This is a genomic window from Streptomyces sp. NPDC051286 (genome assembly GCF_044455345.1).
Classification (GTDB): domain Bacteria; phylum Actinomycetota; class Actinomycetes; order Streptomycetales; family Streptomycetaceae; genus Streptomyces.
On record NZ_JBITER010000022.1, the window covers coordinates 103,743 to 128,925 of the forward strand.

Below are 25,183 nucleotides of genomic sequence, written 5' to 3' on the forward strand. Positions count from 1 at the left end.
CTATGTCGCGACAGAACCTTCCTTCGATAAGCTGTACCCAACCTGCCACGCCGCACCTGCCGCGGTGCTGCCGTCGTGGCCATCGGGTTCTCCACAGGCTTACGAAAGATCCACCGCCACAATCCCCGCCGCAACACATCCCCGCTGCCTCACAAGGAGAGTCGTCGAAGCGATGGCCGGTCCCGCCTTCCGAGCCGCCGCCGTCCGGGTGCGCGTCCCCGCCACCAGCGCCAACCTGGGCCCGGGTTTTGACACCCTCGGCCTGTCGCTGGGGCTCTACGACGACGTCGTCGTCCGCGTCGCCGACTCCGGGCTGCACATCGACATCGCCGGCGAGGGTGCCGACACCCTGCCCCGCGACGAGAGTCACCTCCTCGTGCGCTCCCTGCGCACCGCCTTCGACCTGCTCGGCGGACAGCCCCGCGGCCTGGAGATCGTCTGCGCCAACCGCATCCCGCACGGGCGCGGCCTCGGCTCCTCCTCCGCCGCCATCTGTGCCGGCATCGTCGCGGCCCGCGCCGTGACCATCGGCGGCGACGCCCGGCTCGACGACGCGGCGCTGCTGGAGCTCGCCACCGAGATCGAGGGCCACCCCGACAACGTCGCCGCATGCCTGCTCGGCGGCTTCACGCTGGCCTGGATGGACGGCGGATCCGCCCGGGCGATCAGGATGGATCCCTCTGATTCCATCGTTCCGGTGGTTTTCGTCCCCGGCAAGCCGGTGCTCACCGAGACCGCCCGCGGACTGCTGCCGCGCACCGTCCCGCACGTCGACGCCGCGTTCAACGCAGGCCGCGCGGCGCTCCTCGTCGAGGCCATGACCCGGCGCCCGGAGCTGCTGCTCGCCGCGACCGAGGACCGACTGCACCAGGAGTACCGCGCCCCGGCGATGCCGGAGAGCGTGGAACTAGTCAACCGTCTGCGCGCCGACGGCGTCCCTGCAGTCATCTCCGGTGCCGGGCCGACCGTGCTCGCGCTGGCCGAGGACGGTGCGGCCGACAAGGTCGCACGGCTGGCGGGCGAGGGATGGGCGGCCAACCGGCTCACTCTCGACGCATCGGGCGCGAGTGTGCTGCCGCTCGCCTCGTAGCGAGAAGTGATTGCCGGTGAGTGAGAGGGGGAATGTTTGTTGGAGCCGGTAGTGTTAACCTCAAGTCTGCAACCGACGTCTAAGTGGCGCGTTGCTTCGTGTCCCTTTCCGGGGCCACCATTTCTTCCGAGAGCCTCCCCAACTGCCTGAGCAGCCTGCCTGAGCAGTTTCGAGCACGCTCCGGAACCGGCACGACACCCCTCGCTTGTCCAGGAGTGGGCCGAGCAGGGGGATGCTCGCGCCGGACCCTTGCACATTCATCTCTCCGCCGTACCCGGCGGACCACCGCCCCGGCACGGTCCGCAAGATCAATAGACCGCAGTCGGACAGCACAACCGGTCGCCGAGCCAGAAGGCCGACGTCCGCTCCAGGGAAGGACCCTTCGTGAGCGACACCACCGATCTGATGGGCGTCACTGCCGACAAGACCGTCGACAGCGCCGCGCCCGCCGAAGGTGCTGCCACTGGCACCACCGCACGGCGCCGCCGCTCCGGCACCGGCCTCGATGGCATGGTCCTGGCCGAGCTGCAGCAGGTCGCGTCCGGCCTCGGCATCAAGGGCACTGCGCGGATGCGCAAGGGCCAGCTGATCGAGGTCATCAAGGAGGCGCAGGCCGGCAGTGCTGCGCCCAAGGCCGCTGCCGCGCCCGCCGAGACCAAGCCCAAGCGGCGCACCACCTCCAAGTCGCGCACCGGGGAAGAGGCCGCCGCCGCGCCCGCCGAGAAGGCCACGGCTCAGCAGCAGATCGACATCCCCGGCCAGCCGGCCAGTGACGACCAGCCCGTGGGCGAGCGTCGTCGGCGCCGTGCGACCGCACAGGCGGGCAGCCCGGAAACCAAGACGGAGCCCACGGTCGAGGCCAAGGTGGAGACGCCGGCCGAGCCGAAGAGCGAGGACCGCTCCGAGGCGAAGGCCGAAGCCGCCGTGGACACCGCCGAGGGCCGCCGGGGCGACCGCGGTCAGCGCGGTGAGCGTGGCGACCGCGGTGAGCGCGGCGACCGCCGTGACCGTCAGCGCGACCGCCGTGGCAAGGGCGACGAGCAGGGCGGTGGCCAGGGTCAGCAGGGCGGCCAGCGCCAGCAGCGCCAGGGCCAGCAGGGTGGCGGCGGCCCGCAGGACGACGGTTACGACGACGAGGCAGGTGGCCGTCGCGGCCGCCGTGGCCGCTACCGCGACCGTCGTGGCCGCCGTGGCCGCGACGACTTCGCGAGCGACGCGCCGCCGGTCACCGAGGACGACGTCCTGATCCCCGTCGCGGGCATCCTGGACATCCTCGACAACTACGCGTTCATCCGGACCTCCGGCTACCTGCCGGGCCCGAACGACGTGTACGTGTCGCTCGCGCAGGTCCGCAAGAACGGCCTGCGCAAGGGTGACCACGTCACCGGTGCGGTGCGCCAGCCCAAGGACGGCGAGCGCCGCGAGAAGTTCAACGCGCTCGTCCGCCTCGACTCCGTCAACGGAATGGCGCCCGAGTCCGGCCGCGGCCGCCCGGAGTTCCAGAAGCTGACCCCGCTCTACCCGCAGGACCGGCTCCGTCTGGAGACCGACTCCAACGTCCTGACGACGCGGATCATCGACCTGGTCGCTCCGATCGGCAAGGGCCAGCGAGGCCTGATCGTGGCCCCGCCGAAGACCGGCAAGACCATGATCCTGCAGGCGATCGCCAACGCGATCACCGTCAACAGCCCCGAGTGCCACCTGATGGTCGTCCTGGTCGACGAGCGTCCGGAAGAGGTCACCGACATGCAGCGGTCGGTGAAGGGCGAGGTCATCTCCTCGACCTTCGACCGTCCCGCCGAGGACCACACCACCGTCGCCGAGCTGGCCATCGAGCGTGCCAAGCGGCTCGTCGAGCTGGGTCACGACGTGGTCGTCCTGCTGGACTCGATCACCCGCCTCGGCCGTGCGTACAACCTCGCGGCCCCGGCGTCCGGCCGCATCCTGTCCGGTGGTGTCGACTCGACCGCGCTGTACCCGCCGAAGCGCTTCTTCGGTGCCGCGCGCAACATCGAGGACGGCGGCTCGCTGACCATCCTGGCGACCGCGCTCGTCGAGACCGGCTCACGCATGGACGAGGTGATCTTCGAGGAGTTCAAGGGCACCGGCAACATGGAGCTCAAGCTCGACCGGAAGCTCTCGGACAAGCGCATCTTCCCGGCGGTGGACGTCGACGCGTCCAGCACCCGTAAGGAAGAAATCCTGCTCGGCAGCGACGAGTTGGCGATTGTCTGGAAGCTGCGCCGGGTGCTCCACGCGCTCGACCAGCAGCAGGCGATCGAGCTGCTCCTGGACCGGATGAAGAAGACCCAGTCCAACGCGGAGTTCCTGCTCCAGATCCAGAAGACGACGCCCGCCCCGGGCAACGGCAACGACTGACCTCGTACCGTCCCGGCAGTCCTGCACCGCCGGTCGTCAAAAGGGCCGACCCCGTCACCTCGGTGACGGGGTCGGCCCTTTTCTCCGGTGTTTCGTTCGAACCGCCCGATCCGAGACCTTCGCCACACGGTGACCGCTTCGCCCCTGGGCTCGAATTGGCTGTAGCAGGCAAGAAACCGCAGGTGGGCGCGGAATCACCTGCGGTTCACCGGCGCTGCGTGCGGGTGCCGTGCCCACACGGGCATCACAGGTCGCTGTGCAACCCTTCTCCGAGTCACGGCGTCGTACGAAGTGGCGACAGAGCGACACAACCAGTGCCCGAACACCACAGCAAGGGGTAGCCGGGAGCAAGCGAGGATCGAGGGAGACGGATGACCGGGCAGAGCGGGAGCAGCTCCCGGATACGCGCCACCGGCAAGCGCCGGAAGAAGCCGTCCCGCCGCCGCAGGGCCGCGGTCATAGCCGCCTGGACCGCGGCCGGTGTGGTCGTCGTCGGCGGTGCGGGGCTGGGATACGCGTACGTGAAGCTCAACGACAATCTCAAGGCCGTCGACATCAACGCCGCGCTCGGCAAGAACCGCCCCGTCAACGTCGACAACGGCTCGGAGGACATTCTCGTCCTCGGCTCCGACTCCCGCTCCGGCGCGAACTCCGCGTACGGCGTGGACGAAGGCACCGCCCGCTCGGACACCGCGATGGTCGTGCATGTCAACAAGGGCCACAAGACGGCCAGCGTTGTCTCCATCCCGCGCGACACCCTCGTCACCCGCCCCGACTGCACGAGCGACACCACCGGTGAGACGGTCGCGGGCCAGCAGCGCGCGATGTTCAACACGGCGTACGAGGTCGGCGGACCGGCCTGCGCGGTCAAAACCGTCGAGTCGATGTCCGGCATCCGCATGGACCACTACGTCGAGGTCGACTTCACCGGCTTCAAGAAGCTCATCGACCAGCTCGGCGGAGTCAAGATCACCACCACGCAGGCGATCGACGACTCCAAGAGCCATCTGCATCTGCAGCCCGGCACCCACACCCTCGACGGGGAGCAGTCGCTCGGCCTGGTCCGCACCCGCAAGAGCGTCGGCGACGGCAGTGACCTCGGCCGCATCCAGCTCCAGCAGGCGTTCATCAAGGCGCTGATGGAACAGGTGAAGAGCGTCGGGGTGTTCTCGAACCCGAAGACCCTGTTCGACCTCGCGGACACGGCGACTCAGGCCGTCACCACCGACTCCGACCTGGGTTCGGTCCAGAAGCTCACCGGCTTCGCCACCGGTCTCAAGGGGCTCGGCCCGAAGAACGTCACCATGGTGACGATGCCCGTGCAGTACGACCCGGCCAACCCGAACCGCGTCATTCCGCTGGAGGAGTCCGCGCAGCAGGTGTGGACCGCCCTCAAGCACGACAAGCCGATTCCGGCCTCCGCCACCGAGAAGTCGGCGGGCGACAAGGGCGTGGCCGGCAAGGTCGTCCAGTAGACCTCCGGCAGATCAGTGACAGGACACGCGCGATGTGTTCCCGAACGGTCGGGAATAGTTGCGGCCCGCCCCCGGTTTTGGGAGATACGGCTGGTCCTGGCAGACTGGTACGTCGGCCCCGGTTCACGGATGCGCAAATCCGCGCATGCGACCCGGCGCCCTCCCGAACCTAGGAGACACCCTTGAAGCGCGACATCCACCCCGAGTACGTCGAAACGCAGGTCAGCTGCACCTGTGGCGCGTCGTTCACCACCCGGAGCACCATCGACGGCGGCAACATCCGCGCCGACGTCTGCTCCGAGTGCCACCCGTTCTACACGGGCAAGCAGAAGATCCTCGACACCGGTGGCCGTGTGGCCCGCTTCGAGGCCCGCTTCGGCAAGGCTGCAGGCTCCGCCAACAAGTAGCGAGCTCTTGCGCCGGTCCTTGGCGCCCTCTTCCCGGGGGCGCCGAGGCCGGCGTTTTTTTCCGGCCGGGTGTACGGGGTCTCCCGGACCTCGCCCGGACAGCACAACGCCGTTCAGCAGGCATATCGAGTAAAGAAAACCAGGAGCCCCCGATGTTCGAGGCGGTCGAGGAACTGATCGGCGAACAGGCCGATCTCGAGAAGAAGCTCGCGGATCCCGCGGTCCACGCCGACCAGGCCAACGCGCGCAAGCTCAACAAGCGCTACGCCGAGCTGACCCCGATCGTCGGTGCGTACCGTTCCTGGAAGCAGGCCGGTGACGACATCGAAACCGCCCGCGAGCTCGCCGCGGACGACCCCGAGTTCGCCGCCGAGGTCAAGGACCTGGAGAAGCAGCGCGAGGAGCTCACCGAGAAGCTCCGCCTCCTCCTGGTCCCACGCGACCCCAGTGACGACAAGGACGTGCTCCTGGAGATCAAGGCGGGCGCGGGCGGCGACGAGTCGGCCCTCTTCGCCGGCGATCTGCTGCGCATGTATCTGCGGTACGCCGAGCGCATCGGCTGGAAGACCGAGATCATCGACTCCACCGAGTCCGAGCTCGGCGGCTACAAGGACGTCCAGGTCGCGGTGAAGACCAAGGGCGGCAACGGCGCCACCGAGCCCGGCCAGGGCGTGTGGGCCCGGCTGAAGTACGAGGGCGGGGTGCACCGCGTGCAGCGCGTGCCGTCCACCGAGTCGCAGGGCCGTATCCACACCTCCGCCGCCGGTGTGCTCGTCACGCCCGAGGCGGAGGAGGTCGACGTCGAGATCCACGCCAACGATCTCCGTATCGACGTCTACCGGTCCTCGGGCCCCGGCGGCCAGTCCGTCAACACCACGGACTCCGCCGTCCGCATCACGCATCTGCCGACCGGTGTGGTCGCCTCCTGCCAGAACGAGAAGAGCCAGCTCCAGAACAAGGAGCAGGCGATGCGTATCCTGCGTTCGCGACTGCTTGCCGCGGCCCAGGAAGCGGCCGAGCAGGAAGCCTCGGACGTCCGGCGCAGTCAGGTGCGTACCGTCGACCGTTCCGAGAAGATCCGCACGTACAACTTCCCGGAAAACCGGATCTCGGACCACCGCGTCGGCTTCAAGGCGTACAACTTGGACCAGGTGCTCGACGGGGAGCTGGACGCCGTGATCCAGGCCTGTGTCGACGCCGACTCCGCCGCCAAGCTCGCCGCCGCATAAGAACGCCCGCCCCGCCCGTAAACCCGTACGGAGAACCGCGATGAACCTGCTGCTCGCCGAGGTGGCTCAGGCCACCCAGCGGCTGGCCGACGCCGGTGTACCCTCGCCGCGATTCGACGCGGAGGAACTCGCCGCGTTCGTGCACGGCGTCAAGCGGGGCGAGCTGCACCTGGTGCCGGACGAGGACTTCGACGCCCGGTACTGGGAGACCATCGCCCGCCGCGAGGCCCGCGAACCGCTCCAGCACATCACCGGCCGCGCCTTCTTCCGCTACCTGGAGCTCCAGGTCGGCCCCGGTGTCTTCGTGCCCCGCCCGGAAACCGAGTCGGTCGTCGGCTGGGCGATAGACGCCGTCCGGGCGATGGACGTCGTCGAGCCGCTGATCGTCGACCTGTGCACGGGATCGGGCGCCATCGCCCTCGCTATGGCCCAGGAGGTGCCGCGCTCGCGCGTGCACGCCGTGGAGCTCTCCGAGGACGCCCTCAGATGGACGCGGAAGAACGCCGAGGGGTCTCGGGTCACCGTGCACCGCGGAGATGCTCTGACGGCCCTTCCCGAGCTCGACGGCCAGGTCGACCTGGTCATCTCCAACCCGCCGTACATCCCGCTCACCGAGTGGGAGTACGTGGCACCCGAGGCCCGTGACCACGATCCGGAGATGGCGCTCTTCTCCGGCGAGGACGGCCTCGACACCATCCGCGGCCTTGAACGCACCGCGCACCGCCTGCTGCGCCCCGGTGGCCTCGTCGTCATCGAGCACGCCGACACCCAGGGCGGCCAGGTGCCGTGGATCTTCACCGAGGAGCGGGGCTGGGCCGACGCGGCCGACCACCCCGATCTGAACCGACGGCCCCGGTTCGCGACGGCCCGCAAGGCCATGCCGTGACCGGCGCCCCGCACCCGCACGACCCGTACCCGCCATACCCGTACATGCTTGAGGAGGCCGGCTGATGGCTCGGCGATACGACTGCAACGACGCGACCGACCGTACGACGGGTCTGCGTGAAGCCGCGTCCGCCGTCCGCCGCGGAGAACTGGTCGTGCTGCCCACCGACACCGTGTACGGGATCGGTGCCGACGCCTTCAGTTCCGAGGGTGTCGCCGACCTGCTCGACGCCAAGGGCCGCGGCCGCAACATGCCGACCCCTGTCCTGATCGGCTCCCCGAACACTCTGCACGGCCTCGTCACGGACTTCTCCGAGCAGGCCTGGGAGCTCGTCGACGCCTTCTGGCCGGGAGCCCTCACGCTCGTCGCCAAGCACCAGCCCTCGCTCCAGTGGGACCTCGGCGACACCCGCGGCACCGTCGCCATCCGGATGCCGCTGCACCCGGTCGCCATAGAACTGCTCACCGAGGTCGGCCCGATGGCCGTCTCCAGCGCCAACCTCACCGGACACCCGGCTCCCGAGGACTGCGACGCCGCCCAGGAGATGCTCGGCGACTCCGTCTCCGTCTACCTCGACGGCGGCCCGACCCCCGGCATCGTGCCGTCCTCGATCGTCGACGTCACCGGCAAGGTCCCGGTCCTGTTGCGGGCCGGAGCTCTCTCCGTCGAAGAACTCCGCAAGGTGGTACCGGACCTCGAGGTGGCCAATTGACCGCCCCTGAGGGGCGTGGCATAGCGGGGCGGACCGACACCTTCCGCATCCTCCACGTCAGCACCGGCAACGTCTGCCGCTCGCCGATCACCGAGCGGCTGACCCGCCATGCCCTGGTGGACCGGCTCGGCGACCCGCTGAGCGGCGGGCTGATCGTGGAGAGCGCGGGCACCTGGGGGCACGAAGGCGCCCCGATGGAAACCAACGCCGAGATCGTCCTCGCCGACTTCGGCGCCGATGCCACCGGCTTCGTCGGCCGCGAGCTCCTCGACGAGCACGTGATCCGCGCCGACCTCGTCCTGACCGCCACCCGGGACCACCGCGCCCAGGTGATCTCGATGGGTCACTCGGCCGGCCTGAGGACGTTCACGCTCAAGGAATTCACCCGGCTGGTCCGGGCCATAGACCCCGCGACGCTGCCCGACCCGCGCGACGAGGGTGTCGTCGAACGCGCCCGTGCGCTGGTCCGTGCGGCCGCCGCGCTGCGTGGCTGGCTGCTGGCCCCCACTGCCGAGGCGGACGAGGTCTACGACCCGTACGGTGCCCCGATCACGTTCTTCCGTTCCATCGGCGACGAGATCAACCAGGCGCTCGACCCGGTGGTCACCGCACTGACGGGCGTACCGGCCCCGCACTGACGCGCCCGGGCAGCGGGCGGGCGCACGCGTACCGGCCTACATTGGATCCGACGCCAACGCATCCCCCTCCCCAGGCCCGGAGCCGTCAGATGTCGGTCACCAGTCCCGCCCCACCCTCCTCCGCCCCCGTCACAGCCCTGCCGCAGGATTTCGGCGCTCTGCTCCGAGGAGATCCGGAAATCGCCGACGTGCTGCTGGGGGAGCTGCACCGGCAGTCGAGCACGCTGCAGCTGATCGCCGCCGAGAACTTCACCTCGCCCGCGGTACTCGCCGCCCTCGGCTCGCCGCTCGCCAACAAGTACGCCGAGGGATACCCCGGCGCCCGCCATCACGGCGGCTGCGAGCTGGCCGACGCCGCCGAACTCATCGCCGTCCAGCGGGCCACTGCGCTCTTCGGCGCCGAGCACGCGAACGTTCAGTCGCACTCCGGCTCCTCGGCCGTCCTGGCGGCGTACGCGGCCCTGCTGCGCCCCGGCGACACGGTGCTCGCGATGGGACTCCCGTACGGCGGACACCTCACCCATGGCTCGCCCGCCAACTTCTCCGGCCGATGGTTCGAGTTCGTCGGGTACGGGGTCGACTCGGAGAGCGGCTTGATCGACTACGAGCAGGTGCGCACCCTGGCCCGGGCACACCGGCCCAAGGCGATCGTCAGCGGCTCGATCTCGTACCCCCGCCATCCCGACTACAAGCTGTTCCGCGAGATCGCCGACGAGGTCGGCGCGTATCTGATCGCGGACGCCGCGCACCCGATGGGGCTGATCGCCGGGGGAGCGGCGCCCAGTCCCGTCCCGTACGCCGACGTGGTGTGCGCCACCACGCACAAGGTGCTGCGGGGGCCGCGCGGCGGCATGATCCTGTGCGGATCGGAGCTGGCCGAGCGGATCGACCGGGCGGTCTTCCCGTTCACCCAGGGCGGCGCGCAGATGCACACGGTCGCGGCGAAGGCGGTCGCGTTCGGCGAGGCGGCGACACCGGCGTTCGCCGCGTACGCCCATCAGGTGGTGGCACACGCCCGGGTTCTGGCGGCCGGTCTGGTGGCCGAGGGGTTCGAGGTGACCACCGGCGGCACGGACACCCACCTGATCGTCGCGGATCCGGCGCCACTGGGCGTCGACGGCCGCACCGCCCGCGAACGGCTCGCGGCGGCGGGCATGGTGCTGGACACCTGCGCGCTGCCTTACGGGGACGCCCGGGGCATCAGACTCGGCACTGCCGCGGTCACCACCCAGGGCATGAACGTCACCGACATGGCACGGCTCGCGGTGCTCTTCGCGGCTGCGGTACGCGAGGAAGGCGACGTCCGCGCCGAGGTGAGGGAACTGGCCGGGAAATATCCCCCCTATCCGGGGTAGACGTGGTGCATGCAACCATCACCGGTACCTCCGTGTCCTCAACCATGAGGCCGACGTAGTTAAGGTGTGGGCTGAGATGGCCGGCGATATCTGTGGGGCAGCCCGTGCGTGATTACCTGCTGACGCTCTGTGTCACGGCCGCGGTGACCTATCTGCTCACCGGCCCGGTGCGGAAGTTCGCCATCGCGGTCGGGGCGATGCCCGCGATCCGTGCGCGTGACGTCCACCGAGAACCGACACCGAGGCTCGGTGGCATCGCCATGTTCGGCGGGCTGTGCGCCGGACTGATCGTCGCGGCCCATCTGTACAACCTCGACAGTGTGTTCCAGCTGTCCAGCGAACCGCGGGCGCTGCTGTCCGGTGCCGCGCTGATCTGGCTGATCGGCGTCCTCGACGACAAGTTCGAGATTGATGCGCTGATCAAGCTCGGCGGGCAGATGATCGCTGCCGCGGTCATGGTCATCCAGGGGCTGACGATCCTGTGGCTGCCGATCCCCGGCGTCGGCACGGTCGCGCTCACCCAGTGGCAGGGCACGCTGCTCACCGTCGCGCTGGTCGTCATCACGATCAACGCGGTCAACTTCGTCGACGGCCTGGACGGCCTGGCGGCCGGCATGGTGTGCATCGCCTCTGCCGCGTTCTTCCTCTACACGTACCGGCTCTGGTACGGGCACATGATCGAGGCGGCCGCCCCCGCGACGCTCTTCACAGCGATCCTGATGGGCATGTGCCTCGGCTTCCTGCCGCACAACATGCATCCTGCCCGGATCTTCATGGGTGACTCCGGCTCGATGCTGATCGGTCTCGTGCTGGCCGCCGGTGCGATTTCTGTCACGGGGCAGGTTGACCCGGACGCGATGAAGCTCTTCGCGGGCAGCGAGCGAGAGGCCACGCACGCGATGCTGCCGGTCTTCATTCCCCTGCTGCTGCCGCTGACGATCATCGCGATCCCGGCCGCGGACCTGGTGCTGGCGATCGTCCGGCGCACCTGGAAGGGCCAGTCGCCGTTCGCCGCGGACCGCGGTCATCTGCACCACCGGCTGCTGGAGATCGGCCATTCGCACAGCAGGGCCGTGCTGATCATGTACTTCTGGTCGGCCCTGATCGCCTTCGGTGCGGTCGGCTACTCCGTGCACTCGACGTCGCTGTGGATCGCGCTGGTGATCGTGGGGCTGAGCGCGGTGGGTCTGGTCCTGCTGCTGATGCCCCGCTTCACACCGCGCGCCCCGCGCTGGGCGGAGCGCTTCGTGCCGCCCCGCTACCGCCGCTGGGACCAGCGGGGCAAGAGTTCCGGAGCCGCGCCCTCGGTCGCATACGAGGCGCAACAGGAGCCCCGGGAACCGCAGATGGGGCAGGGTGAGCACGAGCCGCCGGAGCCGGCACGCGTCGTCATCGGTGTCTCCGGCGTCAACGGAGCGACCGCGATCGGACCCCGTTCGCGTTCTACGGAAAGTCGTAAGGCTGATTCCGCCCGCTGACGATTCGGGCATCGGAGGGCAATACAGGACAGGGTGTCGAGTTGTCTTGCTCACACGCGCGGAGCAACTCTCATGTGTGACAGCAAGCACACTTTCTTAGTAAAGACCTCATCAAATAGTTTGTGATACCGTTCACTAAGCCCGGTGACACGGCCGAAGGACCCCGGTGAGACCGTCCATCGGCCCGAGGTATCGACTCGGACCGGGCCTACGATCGTCCATGACGACACACTGCCCACCCCCTGCAAGCGGAGCTGCCGCCATGCCGTCCAACGACGCCCGGAGTCTCCTCCAAGTCGCCGTACCCACCGCTGTCGCCGGTGCTGTTGCCGCCGCGATCAGCGCTGGCGTGGCCGGCGGCAAGGGAGCCCTGGGCGCGATCGTCGGGACGATCGTGGTGATTCTCTTCATGGGGATCGGACTCGTGGTCCTGCAACGGACGGCCAAGTCCTTCCCGCAGCTGTTCCAGGCGATGGGGCTGATGCTCTACACGGCGCAGCTCCTGTTGCTGTTCATCTTCGTCGCGGCCTTCAAGAACACCACGATGTTCAACCCGAAGGCCTTTGCGATCACGTTGGTCGCGACCACGCTCGTGTGGATCGCCGCACAGACGCGCGCACACATGAAGGCCAAGATCCTGTACGTCGAACCTGAGGCCGACAAGGGTGAAAAGCCCAAAAACACGGGTTCGAAGTCGTGAAGGGTAGGGGCGGGATAAGTGCGGGTTCACGACCCTGCTATCGTCCGGTTCCAACTGCGGCACTGCGGGCGCGGGCATGTGAGCTGACGCCTGCTCGATCGCGAGGCTCAATGCCTGACTGCCGCCCACACATCCGTTACACCAGTCCAGTGCCGAACCGCGGCTGCGCGCCGCGCCGACACAACGAGGTTGCCGTACCTATGCGCCACGCTGAAGGAGCCCGCGGTGAGTGCTGACCCGACACAGGTGCTCGCCTTCGAGACCGATTGCCACATCTTCTCCGGTTGTGGTTTCCCGGCTCCCGGCCTGCACTCGTTCCTGTTCAAGCCCCTCTGGGGCGACGCGGACAGCAACTTGTACTTCAACAAGACGATGCTGCTGGCGCTGCTCGGCTCGATCATCATCGTCGGCTTCTTCTGGGCTGCTTTCGCCAGGCCGAAGATCGTCCCGGGCAAGCTGCAGATGGTGGCCGAGTCCGGCTACGACTTCATCCGCCGCGGCGTCGTCTACGAGACGATCGGCAAGCGCGAGGGCGAGAAGTACGTCCCGCTGGTCGTCACCCTGTTCTTCTTCGTCTGGATGATGAACCTCTGGTCCATCATCCCGGTCGCCCAGTTCCCCGTGACGGCGATCATCTCCTACCCGGCCGTGCTTGCCGGGATCGTGTACATCCTGTGGGTCTCCCTGACCTTCAAGAAGCACGGTTTCGTCGGAGCCTTCAAGAACTTCACGGGCTACGACAAGAGCCTCGGCGGCGTCCTGCCGCTCTCGATGACCATCGAGCTCTTCTCGAACCTGCTCGTCAGGCCGTTCACGCACGCCGTCCGGCTCTTTGCCAACATGTTCGCGGGCCACACCCTGCTGCTGCTCTTCACGATCGCCAGCTGGTACCTGCTCAACGGCATCGGCATCGCCTACGCGGGTGTCTCGTTCGTGATGGTCATCGTGATGACCGCCTTCGAGCTCTTCATCCAGGCTGTCCAGGCCTATGTGTTCGTCCTGCTGACCTGCAGCTACATCCAGGGCGCTCTCGCCAAGGGCCACTGAGCACCCCACCTCCTGAAGCACCCGGTGGCCAACCCCCACCGGACCAAGAAAGAGAAGGAAGAACCGGCATGTCTGCTCTCCAGACCCTCGCCGCCACCAGCGTCGAAATCAAGGGCAACCTCGGCTCCATCGGTTACGGCCTCGCCGCGATCGGCCCCGGCGTCGGCGTCGGCATCATCTTCGGTAACGGCACCCAGGCGCTCGCCCGTCAGCCCGAGGCGGCCGGCCTGATCCGCGCCAACCAGATTCTCGGCTTCGCCTTCTGTGAGGCGCTCGCCCTGATCGGTCTGGTCATGCCGTTCGTCTACCCGACCTCCTGACCGGTCGCGAACAGACCATTCGACGGAAGGCACTGACGTGAACCCTCTGGTTCAGCTCGCGGCGGAGAAGCCGGAAAACCCGCTTGTCCCGCCGGTCCCTGAGCTCGTCATTGGCTTCATCGCCTTTGCCATCGTCTTCGGCTTCCTCGCCAAGAAGCTCCTCCCGAACATCAACAAGGTTCTGGAAGAGCGCCGCGAGGCCATCGAAGGCGGTATCGAAAAGGCCGATGCGGCCCAGACCGAGGCCCAGAGCGTGCTTGAGCAGTACAAGGCTCAGCTCGCCGAGGCCCGCCACGAAGCCGCGCGCCTGCGCCAGGAGGCGCAGGAGCAGGGTGCCGTGATCCTGCAGGAGATGCGGGCGGAAGGCCAGCGGCAGCGCGAGGAGATCATCGCTGCCGGTCACGCCCAGATCGAGGCCGACCGCAAGGCCGCGGCCTCCGCGCTGCGTCAGGACGTGGGCAAGCTCGCCACCGACCTGGCCGGCAAGCTCGTCGGCGAGTCCCTCGAGGACCACGCCCGGCAGAGCGGCACCGTCGACCGTTTCCTCGATGAGCTCGAGGCGAAGGCCGAGGCTGTCCGATGAACGGCGCGAGCCGCGAGGCACTGGCTGCCGCACGTGAGCGTCTCGACGCGCTGACCGACCACACGTCGGTCGACGCGGCGAAGCTCGCCGAGGAGCTGGCCGCCGTAACGGCGCTGCTCCAGCGCGAGGTATCGCTGCGGCGGGTCCTGACCGACCCGTCGCAGGCCGGCGAGGCCAAGGCCGAGCTGGCCGGACGACTGCTGCGCGGTCAGGTGGGCGGCGAGACCGTCGACCTGATCTCCGGCATGGTCCGCTCCCGCTGGTCGCAGTCGCGTGACCTGGTCGACTCGGTCGAGGAACTGGCGAACATCGCAGACCTCACCGGCGCCCAGCGCAGCGGAGACCTCGACGACGTCGAGGACGAGCTGTTCCGGTTCGGCCGGATCGTGGCTGCCGACAAGGAGCTGCGCGCCGCGCTCACCAACCGGTCCGCGTCCGTCGCCGCCAAGAGCGAGCTGCTGCGCAGCCTGCTCGGCGGCAAGGCGCGGCCCGCCACCGAGCGCGTCGTCGTGCGGCTTGTCACCCAGCCGCGTGGACGTAGCCTGGAAGCGGGACTCGAGTCCCTCTCCAAGCTTGCCGCGGAGCGCCGGGACCGCATGGTCGCCGTGGTCACGTCGGCAGTGCCGCTGAGCGATCAGCAGAAGCAGCGCCTCGGCGCCGCACTGGCGACGATCTACGGTCGGCCGATGCACCTGAACCTCGACGTGGACCCGACGGTCCTTGGCGGGATCTCGGTGCGGGTCGGTGACGAGGTCATCAACGGCACCATCGCGGAGCGCCTCGACGAGGCGACCCGTCGCATGGCCGGCTGACGAGCGCAGCGCAGCAACACAACAAGCAAGACCAGCGGCCCGGTTGGGCCGTGCAGAAATTGCAGAAGATTCCTGGGGGTCGGCCCCCAGACCCCCTTAAGAAACTTCGGGCCCAACAAGGAGAGCAGGGAACCCAGATGGCGGAGCTCACGATCCGGCCGGAGGAGATCCGGGACGCGCTGGAGAACTTTGTCCAGTCGTACAAGCCGGACGCGGCCTCGCGCGAGGAGGTCGGTACGGTCAGCGTTGCCGGCGACGGCATCGCAAAGGTCGAGGGTCTTCCCTCGGCCATGGCGAACGAGCTGCTGAAGTTCGAGGACGGCACCCTCGGTCTCGCCCTCAACCTCGAGGAGCGCGAGATCGGTGCGATCGTCCTCGGCGAGTTCAGCGGAATCGAGGAGGGCCAGCCGGTGCAGCGCACCGGTGAGGTGCTCTCCGTCGGTGTCGGCGAGGGTTACCTCGGTCGCGTCGTCGACCCGCTCGGCAACCCGATCGACGGTCTCGGCGAGATCGCGACCGACAGCCGCCGCGCCCTCGAGCTGCAGGCCCCTGGCGTCATGGTCCGTAAGTCGGTGCACGAGCCGATGCAGACCGGCTACAAGGCCGTCGACGCCATGGTGCCGATCGGCCGCGGCCAGCGTCAGCTGATCATTGGCGACCGTCAGACCGGTAAGACCGCTCTGGCCGTCGACACGATCATCAACCAGCGCGACAACTGGCGCTCGGGCGACGTGAACAAGCAGGTGCGCTGCATCTACGTCGCCATCGGTCAGAAGGGCTCCACCATCGCCTCCGTGCGCGGTGCCCTGGAAGAGGCCGGCGCGCTCGAGTACACGACCATCGTCGCCGCCCCGGCGTCCGACCCGGCCGGCTTCAAGTACCTTGCGCCGTACACCGGTTCGGCCATCGGTCAGCACTGGATGTACCAGGGCAAGCACGTCCTGATCATCTTCGACGACCTCTCGAAGCAGGCCGACGCCTACCGCGCCGTGTCGCTCCTGCTGCGCCGTCCGCCGGGCCGTGAGGCCTACCCGGGCGACGTCTTCTACCTCCACTCGCGTCTGCTGGAGCGCTGCGCGAAGCTCTCCGACGAGATGGGCGCCGGTTCGATGACGGGCCTCCCGATCGTCGAGACCAAGGCGAACGACGTGTCGGCGTTCATCCCGACCAACGTCATCTCCATCACCGACGGCCAGTGCTTCCTGGAGTCCGACCTGTTCAACGCCGGCCAGCGTCCGGCCCTGAACGTCGGTATCTCGGTCTCCCGCGTCGGTGGCTCCGCCCAGCACAGGGCGATGCGCCAGGTCTCCGGCCGACTCCGTGTCGACCTCGCCCAGTACCGCGAGCTGGAGGCGTTCGCCGCCTTCGGTTCCGACCTGGACGCGGCTTCGAAGGCGTCGCTGGAGCGCGGTAAGCGCATGGTCGAGCTGCTGAAGCAGCCGCAGTACTCGCCGTACCCGGTCGAGGAGCAGGTCGTCTCCATCTGGGCCGGCACCAACGGCAAGATGGATGACGTCCCGGTCGAGGACATCCGCCGCTTCGAGAGCGAGCTGCTGGAGTACCTGCGCCGCGAGCGCAAGGACCTCCTGACCAGCATCGCCGAGGGCGCCAAGATGTCCGACGACACGCTGCAGGCGATTGCCGACGCGGTCGCCGCCTTCAAGCAGCAGTTCGAGACCTCGGACGGCAAGCTTCTGGGCGAGGGCTGATCGATGGGCGCTCAGCTTCGCGTTTACAAGCGCCGCATCCGCTCCGTCACCGCCACCAAGAAGATCACCAAGGCGATGGAGATGATCGCTGCTTCGCGCATCGTCAAGGCCCAGCGCCAGGTGGCGGCGTCGACGCCGTACGCGACCGAGCTCACCCGTGCGGTGACCGCGGTGGCGACCGGCTCCACCACCAAGCACCCGCTGACCACCGAGGCCGATGCTCCGGCGCGGTCCGCGGTCCTGCTCATCACGAGCGACCGCGGTCTGGCCGGCGGTTACTCCTCCAACGCCATCAAGGCGGCGGAGCGGCTGACCGAGCGTCTGCGCGGTGAGGGTAAGGAGGTCGTCACGTATGTGATCGGCCGCAAGGGTGTCGCCTACTACGGATTCCGCGAGCGCAAGATCGAGGAGTCGTGGACGGGCTTCACCGACAGCCCCACGTACGCGGATGCCAAGCGGGCCGCGGCCCCGCTGATCGAGTCGATCAGCAAGGAGACCGCCGAGGGCGGCGTGGACGAGCTCCACATCGTCTTCACGGAGTTCGTGTCGATGATGACGCAGAACCCGGTGGACGACCGGATGCTGCCGCTCAGCCTCGACGCTGCGAAGGACGAGGACAGCAAGGGCGAGCTCCTGCCGCTGTTCGACTTCGAGCCGTCGGCGGAGGACGTCCTCGACGCCCTGCTTCCGCGGTACGTCGAGAGCCGGATCTACAACGCGCTGCTGCAGTCGGCTGCCTCCGAGCACGCTGCCCGCCGCCGCGCGATGAAGTCGGCCACCGACAACGCCGGTGAGCTCATCAAGAGCCTCTCCCGGCTTGCCAACGCGGCCCGCCAGGCCGAAATCACCCAGGAAATCAGCGAGATCGTCGGTGGTGCCAGTGCGCTGGCCGACGCGACCGCGGGGAGTGACAAGTAATGACGACCACAGTTGAGACGGCCGTCGCCACGGGCCGCGTCGCCCGGGTCATCGGCCCGGTCGTCGACGTGGAGTTCCCCGTCGACGCGATGCCGGAGATCTACAACGCGCTGACCGTCCAGGTGGCCGACCCGGCCGAGGACGGCAAGCTCAAGAAGCTGACGCTCGAGGTCGCCCAGCACCTCGGCGACGGCATGGTCCGCGCGATCTCGATGCAGCCCACCGACGGTCTGGTCCGCCAGGCCCCGGTGACCGACACGGGCACCGGCATCACGGTCCCGGTCGGCGAGATCACCAAGGGCAAGGTGTTCAACACCCTGGGTGAGATCCTGAACAAGCCCGAGGCCGAGACCGAGGTCACCGAGCGCTGGCCGATCCACCGCAAGGCGCCCAACTTCGACCAGCTCGAGTCCAAGACCGAGATGTTCGAGACCGGCGTCAAGGTCATCGACCTTCTCACCCCGTACGTCAAGGGTGGAAAGATCGGTCTGTTCGGTGGTGCCGGTGTCGGCAAGACCGTTCTGATCCAGGAAATGATCTACCGCGTCGCCAACAACCACGACGGTGTGTCGGTGTTCGCGGGCGTCGGTGAGCGTACCCGTGAGGGCAACGACCTCATCGAGGAGATGCAGGACTCGGGCGTCATCGACAAGACCGCCCTTGTCTTCGGCCAGATGGACGAGCCCCCGGGCACCCGTCTGCGTGTCGCGCTGGCCGGTCTGACCATGGCGGAGTACTTCCGCGATGTGCAGAAGCAGGACGTGCTCTTCTTCATCGACAACATCTTCCGGTACACCCAGGCCGGCTCCGAGGTCTCCACGCTGCTCGGCCGTATGCCGTCCGCAGTGGGTTACCAGCCGAACCTGGCCGACGAGATGGGTCTGCTGCAGGAGCGCATCACGTCGACCCGTGGTCACTCGATCACCTCGATGCAGGCGATCTACGTCCCCGCGGACGACCTGACCGACCCGGCCCCGGCCACCACCTTCGCCCACCTCGACGCGACGACGGTTCTCTCCCGTCCGATCTCCGAGAAGGGCATCTACCCGGCCGTGGACCCGCTGGACTCCACGTCCCGGATCCTGGACCCGCGCTACATCGCGCAGGACCACTACGCGGCGGCCATGCGTGTCAAGGGGATCCTCCAGAAGTACAAGGACCTCCAGGACATCATCGCGATCCTCGGTATCGACGAGCTGGGCGAGGAGGACAAGCTCGTTGTCCACCGTGCCCGTCGTGTCGAGCGCTTCCTGTCGCAGAACACCCACGTCGCCAAGCAGTTCACCGGCGTGGACGGTTCGGACGTTCCGCTCGACGAGTCGATCGCCGCGTTCAACGCGATCTGCGACGGTGAGTACGACCACTTCCCCGAGCAGGCGTTCTTCATGTGCGGTGGCCTGGAAGACCTCAAGGCCAACGCCAAGGAGCTCGGCGTCTCCTGAGCCCATGGCTCACCGAGGGGGGCGGGTGCGTCCCGTCCCCCTCACCACGCCCCGTAGAATTGACCCAACACCCGGCATGAACGGCCGGGTGGTGACCCGAGGAGCCACCCTTGGCTGCTGAGCTGCACGTCGAGCTGGTCGCCGCGGACCGCAGTGTCTGGTCCGGCGAGGCCACCCTGGTCGTCGCGCGCACCACGTCCGGCGACATCGGCGTCATGCCCGGTCACCAGCCGCTTCTGGGTGTGCTGGAATCGGGCCCGGTGACGATCCGTACGAGTGACGGCGGGACCGTAGTCGCGGCTGTGCACGGCGGTTTCATCTCGTTCGCTGACGACAAGCTTTCGCTGCTGGCGGAGATCGCCGAGCTGGCGGACGAGATCGATGTCGAGCGCGCCGAGCGTGCGCTGGAGCGTGCGAAGTCGGACGCGGACGGCGCCGCCGAGCGTCGCGCCGACGTGCGAATCCGCGCGGTGGCGGTGCGCTAGGCACCCCGCCGAATGTCTTTACCCTCAGCCGCGGCCCGAGCTGGAACTCTCCAGACCGTGCCGCGGCTGAGGCGATGCAGGTGCAGTTGCAGGTGCAGTCCGGGTGGTATCCGTTACTCGACGATGCGAGGAGGTCGGTGGAGATGGTCCTCGCTTTGTGGGTGTGCGGCCTGGTCGTCGTACTGGTTGCGGTGGGTCTCTTCGTCTTCGGTCTGCGCCGGCGGCTGATCCAGCACTCCGGTGGCACCTTCGACTGCAGCGTGCGGTGGAACGTGTCGGCCGAGCCCGATCTCTCGGGCAAGGGCTGGGTGTACGGCGTTGCGCGCTACAGCGGTGACCGTATCGACTGGTTCCGTGTCTTCTCGTACGCTCCCCGGCCCCGCCGGGTCCTTGAGCGTTCCGCGATCGAGGTGATCGACCGACGGCTGCCCGAGGGTGAGGAGGAGCTCGCGCTGCTCTCCGACGCCGTCGTGCTCGGTTGTCTCCACCGGGAGACGCGCCTGGAACTGGCGATGAGCGAGGACGCCCTGACCGGTTTCCTCGCCTGGCTGGAGGCGGCTCCGCCCGGCCAGCGAGTCAATGTCGCTTGAGAGGGGCCTCGCTCGAAGGGGCCCGGACCGTGTCCGGGGCAGGGTGAACGTCGCCTGAGGCTCTTACTAACAGGCGCGACACGGACAGCAGCACAGCGAAAGACCGGGGAGACAGGGGGCGGACCTGTCTCCCCGGCTGCTTTCCGGGGTCGTGCGCTGATCCCGAAGGGGATCGTGGGGGTTACGGCCGGGTGCACGATAGCGAGCGGGCTCCCTATCGCGCACCCGGCCGTTACTTCAGACCGCTGTTGATCGCGCTCACGAGCTCACCGTTGCTGGTGTCACCGCTGAACTCCCAGAAGAACGCGCCTCCCAGGCCCTGGCCCTTCGCCCAGGTCATCTTGGACGCGATGGTGGCCGGGGTGTCGTAGCTCCACCAATTGGTGCCGCAGTGCGCGTAGGCGGTGCCGGCGATCGTGCCGGTGGCCGGGCAGCTGGTCTTGAGGACCTTGTAGTCCTCAATGCCCGTCTCGTACGTACCGGGGGCCGCACCGGTGGCGGTGCCGCCGGGCGCGTCCTGGGTGACGCCGGTCCAGCCGCGGCCGTAGAAGCCGATGCCCAGCAGCAGCTTCGAGGCGGGGACGCCCTTGGCCTTCAGCTTGGCGATCGCGTCGGACGCGTTGAAGCCGGCCTGCGGGATGCCGTTGTACGAGGTGAGCGGGGAGTGCGGGGCCGTCGGGCCCTTGTCCGCCCACGCGCCGAAGAAGTCGTACGTCATCACGTTGTACCAGTTCAGGGACTGGGCAGCGCCGGCGTAGTCGGCTGCGTCGATCTTGCCGCCGTCCGAGCCGTCGGCGGTGATGGCGGCCGTCACCAGGTTGTTGCTGCCGAACTTCGAGCGCAGTGCGGTGGTGATGTTCTTCAGTGCGGCCGGGCCGCTGGTGTCACAGGTCAGACCGCAGGCGTTGGGGTACTCCCAGTCGATGTCGATGCCGTCGAAGACATCGGCCCAGCGGGGGTCCTCCACCAGGTCGTAGCAGGACTGGGCGAACGCGGCCGGGTTCTTCGCCGCCTCGCCGAAGCCGCCGGACCAGGTCCAGCCGCCGAAGGACCACAGGACCTTGATGTTCGGGTACTTCGCCTTGAGCTTGCGCAGCTGGTTGAAGCTGCCGCGCAGCGGCTGGTCCCAGGTGTCGGCGACGCCGTCGACGGACTTGTCGGCGGTGTACGCCATGTCGTAGTCGGCGTAGGCGTCACCGATCGCGCACTTGCCGCCGGTCACGTTGCCGAAGGCGTAGTTGATGTGAGTGATCTTCGCGGCGGAGCCGGAGGTGTCCAGGTTCTTGACGTGGTAGTTCCGGCCGTAGACACCCCAGTCGGTGAAGTAACCGAGGTTGACCTTGCCGCCGGTGCCCGGGTCGGGGTTGCCGCCGCCACCGGTGGTGCGGACCTTGACCGCGCCGCTGACCGGACCGGTCTGGCCGGCCGTGTCACGGGCCTGGACGGTGTAGGAGTAGTCGGTGCCCGCGGTGAGACCGGTGTCGGTGTACGTCGTCCCGGTGACCGTGGCGACCACGGCACCGTCGCGCAGCACGTCGTAGTTCTTGATGCCGTTGTCGTCGGTGGCCGCGGTCCAGCTCAGCTTGGCCGAGGTGTCGGTGATGGAGCCCGCCGTGGGGGTGCCGGGAGCGGAGGGTGCGTTGTCGCCGGGGACGCTGCCGCCGTCACAGCAGGCACCGTTCAGCTTGCAGCCGGTGGGGGCGCCCGGACCGGCGCCGTTGAAGCCGAAGCTGACGCTGGCGCCGGGGGCGACCGAACCGTTCCAGCCGGCGTTCTTGGCGGTCCAGTGGTTTCCGGAGTTGGTGACGGTGGCGTCCCAGGCGGACGTAACCGACGTGCCGGAGGGGAAGTCCCACTCGATGGTCCAGGAACTGAGCGCGGTGGTGCCGGTGTTCTTCACCGTCCACTGGCCCTCGAAGCCGGTGCCCCAGTCCGACTTCTTGAGGTACGTGGCAGTCGCGGAGGTGGCGGCCTGGGCCGGGGCGGCCAGTCCGACCATCGCTGCGAGGGGGAGCAGGAGCGCGATGAGGCCTGCCATCGCTCTCGTACGGGTGGTGGTGGCCGGGCCGAATCTGAATCCGGTTCGGCGTAGGGGGGTTTCGGTGCTCAACGGTGCTCCTCGGGTGAGGTCCGGACAAACGGGGGTGGTCCGTGGACTGCAAACCCTGCGCCGCCCTGAGCCCGCCTTGTCATGGCGTGCTCACCGCAGTGTGGTGGTGAGATTAGGAAGGTCTGGACCAATCGTCAAGAGGTCTGGACCATAGATCGATTCTCGGCCTCAGATCCCCAACTCCTGTGCCAGCACCGCTGCCTGGACCCGGCTGCGCAGATCCAGCTTCCCCAGCAAGCGGCTGACGTGCGTCTTCACCGTCGCCTCCGCCATCGAGAGCCGCACCGCGATCTCGGCGTTCGACAGCCCCTGGCCCAGGCATCCCAGTACCTCGCGCTCGCGTCGCGTCAGTGCGTCGAGGACCGCAGGATCGGGTGCGCCGGCCGCTTGCGCCGGGGCGGTCCCGGCGAACTCCGCGATCAGCCGGCGCGTCACGGCCGGGGCGATCATGCCCTCGCCGCGCGCCACCGTACGTACCGCTTCGAGCAGTTCACGCGCCTCGGTGTTCTTCAGCAGGAAACCCGCAGCGCCCGCCCGCAGGGCCCCGAAGACGTACTCGTCCAGATCGAACGTTGTCAGTACCAGCACATCGGCCAGCCCCTCCGCCACCACCTGTCGCGTTGCCGACACCCCGTCCAGCCGGGGCATCGACACATCCATCAGCACCAGATCCGGGCGCAGTTCACGGGCCAGCCGCACCGCCGCCTCACCGTCCGGTGCCTCCCCGACCACCTCGACATCGGGCGCGCTGCGCAGAATCAGGACCAGTCCTGCCCGCACGGCCGACTGGTCCTCCGCCACCAGTACCCGGATCGTCATCCCTTCACCGTCCTTTCCTCGACGGGCAGTTCGGCCCGTACTCGCCATATCCTCGGCCCGTCCCCGGGGGTGACGGGTCCCGCCGCGATCTCGCCGCCCAGCAGCGCGACCCGCTCCTGCATCCCGACGAGGCCTGCCCCCGACCCCGGTGCGCGCGGCCCCGGGCGGTCCCCGAACACGCTCGTGACCTCGACCGTCAGCAGCTGTCCGGCCCGTCCGAGCCGCACCGCCACCGGGCCCGGCGCGGCATGCTTGAGCGCGTTCGTCAGCGACTCCTGGACGATCCGGTACGCGGCCAGCTCGACCGGTGCCGGCAGCGCCTCCTGCTCGCTGCGGGTGTCCTCAAGGGCGCAGGTCAGCCCGCTCGACGCGGCGACCGTACGGGTCTGCTCGATCAGTGTGTCCAGGGCGGCCAGGGTTGGCGCGATGCTCGGTTCCGCCCCCTTGCTCCCGGTACGGAGCAGCCCGATCATCCGTCGCATCTCGGCCAGCCCTTCGACGCTGTTCTGCCGGATGACGCCGAGCGCGTCCCGCGTTGTCGAGGGCTCGTCGATGGAGAGCGCCGCGGTGGAGTGGATGGCGATCGCGGAGAGATGGTTGGCGACCATGTCGTGCAGTTCACGGGCCATCCGGGCGCGTTCGGCGGTCACCGCCTGCGCCCGGTCCATCTCGGCCAGCAGCGCCGTCTGTTCGGCGCGCAGTCGGGCGGTCTCCGCGGCGTCCCGGTGGTTCCGCACGCTGACTCCGGTGATCGCGGGCCCGAACGAGACCAGGCCGGAGACGATGCCGATGAGCAGCGCCTCGGGGCTGCGGAACCAAGCCAGGAACCCGATCGTGACCGCGACCGTGATGAGGAACGTGGTCACCGGGATACGGCGGGCGGCGGCCGGGGACCCGTACACCACCGCGGCGTACACAAGGTCCGTGAACATCAGCACGGTCGCCAGGTTCCCCGGCGTGAACTGATCGGCCATCAGCGTGAGCGTGCCGATGACCAGCGCCGTCTGGGGCGCCGACCTGCGCAGCAGCTCCAGCGACGACATCACCGCGAGCGGCGGCAGGGTGGCCCACAGGGAGTCGAGGAGCCGGCCGGTCTGCATGGCCAGACCGACGGCAGTCAGCGAGACACCGCTGAACAGCCCGATGACCGCAATGAGTACGTCGTGGCGGTGCGGGCGGGCAGGCAGGAGCATGCCCCCATCCAACACGGCCGTCGCGCGGCGGGCTTCCGTACCCGGGGCGATACGCGACTACATCGAAGGATGCAGTCGCGGCTCGTCACTGGCGACGAGGAAGCGCGCAGGTGGAGCGAGCAGGATGAAGGGGAACGGGAGGAGAAGTGCCGTGATCGTCACGCTGATCGTGTTCTGCGAGGTCGCTTTCTGGGTGTTGCTGGCCGCGGGACTCGCGATGCGGTACCTGGCGAAGAAGCCGAGGCTCGGGGCCGCACTGCTGCTGTGCGAGCCGCTGCTGGAGCTCGCGCTGCTGGTGGTGACGGCCATCGACCTGAAGAACGGCGCCGAGCCGGACTGGAAGCACGGGCTGGCCGCGGTGTACATCGGTTTCACCGTCGGACTCGGCCACTCGACCATCGCGTGGGTCGACGCCCGCGTCGCCCACCGGTTCGCAGGCGGCCCGCCGCCGGTGAAACCGCCGAAGTACGGAATGCCGAGGGCGGTCCACGAGTGGCGGGTCGCAGGTCGGTGGGTGCTTGCGGCGGTGACCGCGCTGGCGCTGCTCGAAGGGGCGATCCGGTACGTGGGCGGGGACGGGGACGTGGGGTCGCTGCGGTCCTGGCAGCAGACGATGCTCTTCGTGATCGGGATCAACCTGATCATCGCCGTGAGCTACACGGTGTTCCCGAAGCGGGCGAAGGCGGAGCGCTAAGGCGTGTTTCGAAAGGGGCGTCGTCCGCCCGTAGGGCGGGCCTGGCGGCGTCTGGTGCGTGCGATCGCAAGGCGGAGGGTCGCCCCGATACCGGTCGTATCGGGGCGAGCCC

The 25,183-nt window shown here is 68.5% G+C and carries 24 protein-coding genes; 21 read left to right on the forward strand and 3 right to left on the reverse strand.

Features of this window, described 5'->3' with window-relative positions:
* Nucleotides 1–172: 172 nt before the first annotated feature.
* The 20 genes from thrB (at nt 173) to ACIBB8_RS22725 (ending at nt 20,255) form a co-directional block, all read left to right on the forward strand.
* Nucleotides 173–1,090, forward strand: a complete 918-nt coding sequence (gene thrB, locus ACIBB8_RS22630; protein ID WP_398954772.1) for a homoserine kinase — start codon at nt 173–175, stop codon at nt 1,088–1,090.
* Between the two features lie 384 nt (nt 1,091–1,474).
* The gene (gene rho / locus ACIBB8_RS22635; RefSeq protein WP_398954774.1) at nt 1,475–3,469 is read left to right on the forward strand and encodes a transcription termination factor Rho; all 1,995 of its coding nucleotides are present in this window, start codon (nt 1,475–1,477) and stop codon (nt 3,467–3,469) included.
* Nucleotides 3,470–3,840: 371 nt separating this feature from the next.
* A complete protein-coding gene (locus tag ACIBB8_RS22640; RefSeq protein ID WP_398954776.1) occupies nt 3,841–4,944 on the forward strand; it encodes an LCP family protein in 1,104 nt (367 codons plus the stop codon).
* A 182-nt stretch (nt 4,945–5,126) separates the two neighbouring features.
* A complete protein-coding gene (gene rpmE, locus ACIBB8_RS22645; RefSeq protein ID WP_398954778.1) occupies nt 5,127–5,351 on the forward strand; it encodes a 50S ribosomal protein L31 in 225 nt (74 codons plus the stop codon).
* 152 nt (nt 5,352–5,503) lie between these two features.
* On the forward strand, nt 5,504–6,580 hold the full coding sequence (gene prfA / locus ACIBB8_RS22650; RefSeq protein WP_366133447.1) for a peptide chain release factor 1: 1,077 nt from the start codon (nt 5,504–5,506) through the stop codon (nt 6,578–6,580).
* A 40-nt stretch (nt 6,581–6,620) separates the two neighbouring features.
* Nucleotides 6,621–7,466 carry a peptide chain release factor N(5)-glutamine methyltransferase gene (gene prmC, locus ACIBB8_RS22655; protein WP_358857407.1) on the forward strand — a complete coding sequence of 282 codons (846 nt, stop codon included), beginning with the start codon at nt 6,621–6,623 and terminating at the stop codon, nt 7,464–7,466.
* A 64-nt stretch (nt 7,467–7,530) separates the two neighbouring features.
* Nucleotides 7,531–8,178 carry an L-threonylcarbamoyladenylate synthase gene (locus ACIBB8_RS22660; RefSeq protein ID WP_114246670.1) on the forward strand — a complete coding sequence of 216 codons (648 nt, stop codon included), beginning with the start codon at nt 7,531–7,533 and terminating at the stop codon, nt 8,176–8,178.
* Nucleotides 8,175–8,816: a protein-tyrosine-phosphatase gene (locus tag ACIBB8_RS22665; RefSeq protein WP_398954781.1), complete on the forward strand. Its 642-nt coding sequence runs from the start codon at nt 8,175–8,177 to the stop codon at nt 8,814–8,816. The genes ACIBB8_RS22660 and ACIBB8_RS22665 overlap by 4 nt, the downstream gene beginning before the upstream one ends.
* Before the next feature lie 89 nt (nt 8,817–8,905).
* The gene (glyA, locus tag ACIBB8_RS22670; RefSeq protein ID WP_398954782.1) at nt 8,906–10,171 is read left to right on the forward strand and encodes a serine hydroxymethyltransferase; all 1,266 of its coding nucleotides are present in this window, start codon (nt 8,906–8,908) and stop codon (nt 10,169–10,171) included.
* A gap of 92 nt (nt 10,172–10,263) precedes the next feature.
* Entirely contained in the window at nt 10,264–11,649 is a 1,386-nt protein-coding gene (locus tag ACIBB8_RS22675) for an MraY family glycosyltransferase (RefSeq protein WP_398954784.1), read from the forward strand.
* A gap of 262 nt (nt 11,650–11,911) precedes the next feature.
* Nucleotides 11,912–12,349: a hypothetical protein gene (locus ACIBB8_RS22680; protein ID WP_398954786.1), complete on the forward strand. Its 438-nt coding sequence runs from the start codon at nt 11,912–11,914 to the stop codon at nt 12,347–12,349.
* 210 nt (nt 12,350–12,559) lie between these two features.
* A complete protein-coding gene (gene atpB, locus ACIBB8_RS22685) occupies nt 12,560–13,396 on the forward strand; it encodes a F0F1 ATP synthase subunit A (protein WP_398954824.1) in 837 nt (278 codons plus the stop codon).
* 68 nt (nt 13,397–13,464) lie between these two features.
* Nucleotides 13,465–13,716 carry an ATP synthase subunit C gene (locus ACIBB8_RS22690; protein WP_037689279.1) on the forward strand — a complete coding sequence of 84 codons (252 nt, stop codon included), beginning with the start codon at nt 13,465–13,467 and terminating at the stop codon, nt 13,714–13,716.
* Between the two features lie 37 nt (nt 13,717–13,753).
* The gene (locus ACIBB8_RS22695; RefSeq protein ID WP_398954788.1) at nt 13,754–14,299 is read left to right on the forward strand and encodes a F0F1 ATP synthase subunit B; all 546 of its coding nucleotides are present in this window, start codon (nt 13,754–13,756) and stop codon (nt 14,297–14,299) included.
* The gene (locus ACIBB8_RS22700) at nt 14,296–15,111 is read left to right on the forward strand and encodes a F0F1 ATP synthase subunit delta (RefSeq protein WP_398954790.1); all 816 of its coding nucleotides are present in this window, start codon (nt 14,296–14,298) and stop codon (nt 15,109–15,111) included. Before ACIBB8_RS22695 ends, ACIBB8_RS22700 begins: the two co-directional genes overlap by 4 nt.
* Before the next feature lie 137 nt (nt 15,112–15,248).
* Nucleotides 15,249–16,820 (forward strand): F0F1 ATP synthase subunit alpha, encoded by a 1,572-nt coding sequence (gene atpA, locus ACIBB8_RS22705; protein WP_398954792.1) that lies wholly within the window; start codon nt 15,249–15,251, stop codon nt 16,818–16,820.
* A 3-nt stretch (nt 16,821–16,823) separates the two neighbouring features.
* A complete protein-coding gene (locus ACIBB8_RS22710) occupies nt 16,824–17,738 on the forward strand; it encodes a F0F1 ATP synthase subunit gamma (RefSeq protein ID WP_398954794.1) in 915 nt (304 codons plus the stop codon).
* The gene (gene atpD, locus ACIBB8_RS22715; RefSeq protein WP_398954796.1) at nt 17,738–19,180 is read left to right on the forward strand and encodes a F0F1 ATP synthase subunit beta; all 1,443 of its coding nucleotides are present in this window, start codon (nt 17,738–17,740) and stop codon (nt 19,178–19,180) included. Before ACIBB8_RS22710 ends, atpD begins: the two co-directional genes overlap by 1 nt.
* A gap of 110 nt (nt 19,181–19,290) precedes the next feature.
* Entirely contained in the window at nt 19,291–19,665 is a 375-nt protein-coding gene (locus tag ACIBB8_RS22720; protein WP_398954798.1) for a F0F1 ATP synthase subunit epsilon, read from the forward strand.
* A gap of 143 nt (nt 19,666–19,808) precedes the next feature.
* Nucleotides 19,809–20,255, forward strand: coding sequence for a DUF2550 domain-containing protein (locus ACIBB8_RS22725; protein WP_398954800.1), 447 nt, complete (start codon nt 19,809–19,811; stop codon nt 20,253–20,255).
* A gap of 232 nt (nt 20,256–20,487) precedes the next feature.
* Here the strand turns inward: ACIBB8_RS22725 and ACIBB8_RS22730 are convergent, their stop codons facing one another.
* From ACIBB8_RS22730 to ACIBB8_RS22740, 3 genes are all read right to left on the reverse strand, one after another.
* On the reverse strand, nt 20,488–22,365 hold the full coding sequence (locus tag ACIBB8_RS22730) for a glycosyl hydrolase family 18 protein (protein WP_398954802.1): 1,878 nt from the start codon (nt 22,363–22,365) through the stop codon (nt 20,488–20,490).
* Between the two features lie 168 nt (nt 22,366–22,533).
* On the reverse strand, nt 22,534–23,184 hold the full coding sequence (locus ACIBB8_RS22735; RefSeq protein WP_398954804.1) for a response regulator: 651 nt from the start codon (nt 23,182–23,184) through the stop codon (nt 22,534–22,536).
* A complete protein-coding gene (locus ACIBB8_RS22740; RefSeq protein ID WP_398954806.1) occupies nt 23,181–24,377 on the reverse strand; it encodes a sensor histidine kinase in 1,197 nt (398 codons plus the stop codon). Before ACIBB8_RS22740 ends, ACIBB8_RS22735 begins: the two co-directional genes overlap by 4 nt.
* Before the next feature lie 151 nt (nt 24,378–24,528).
* On the opposite strand from ACIBB8_RS22740, the gene ACIBB8_RS22745 reads away from it, so the two are divergent.
* Nucleotides 24,529–25,071 (forward strand): hypothetical protein, encoded by a 543-nt coding sequence (locus ACIBB8_RS22745; protein ID WP_398954808.1) that lies wholly within the window; start codon nt 24,529–24,531, stop codon nt 25,069–25,071.
* The last annotated feature ends 112 nt before the right edge of the window (nt 25,072–25,183 follow it).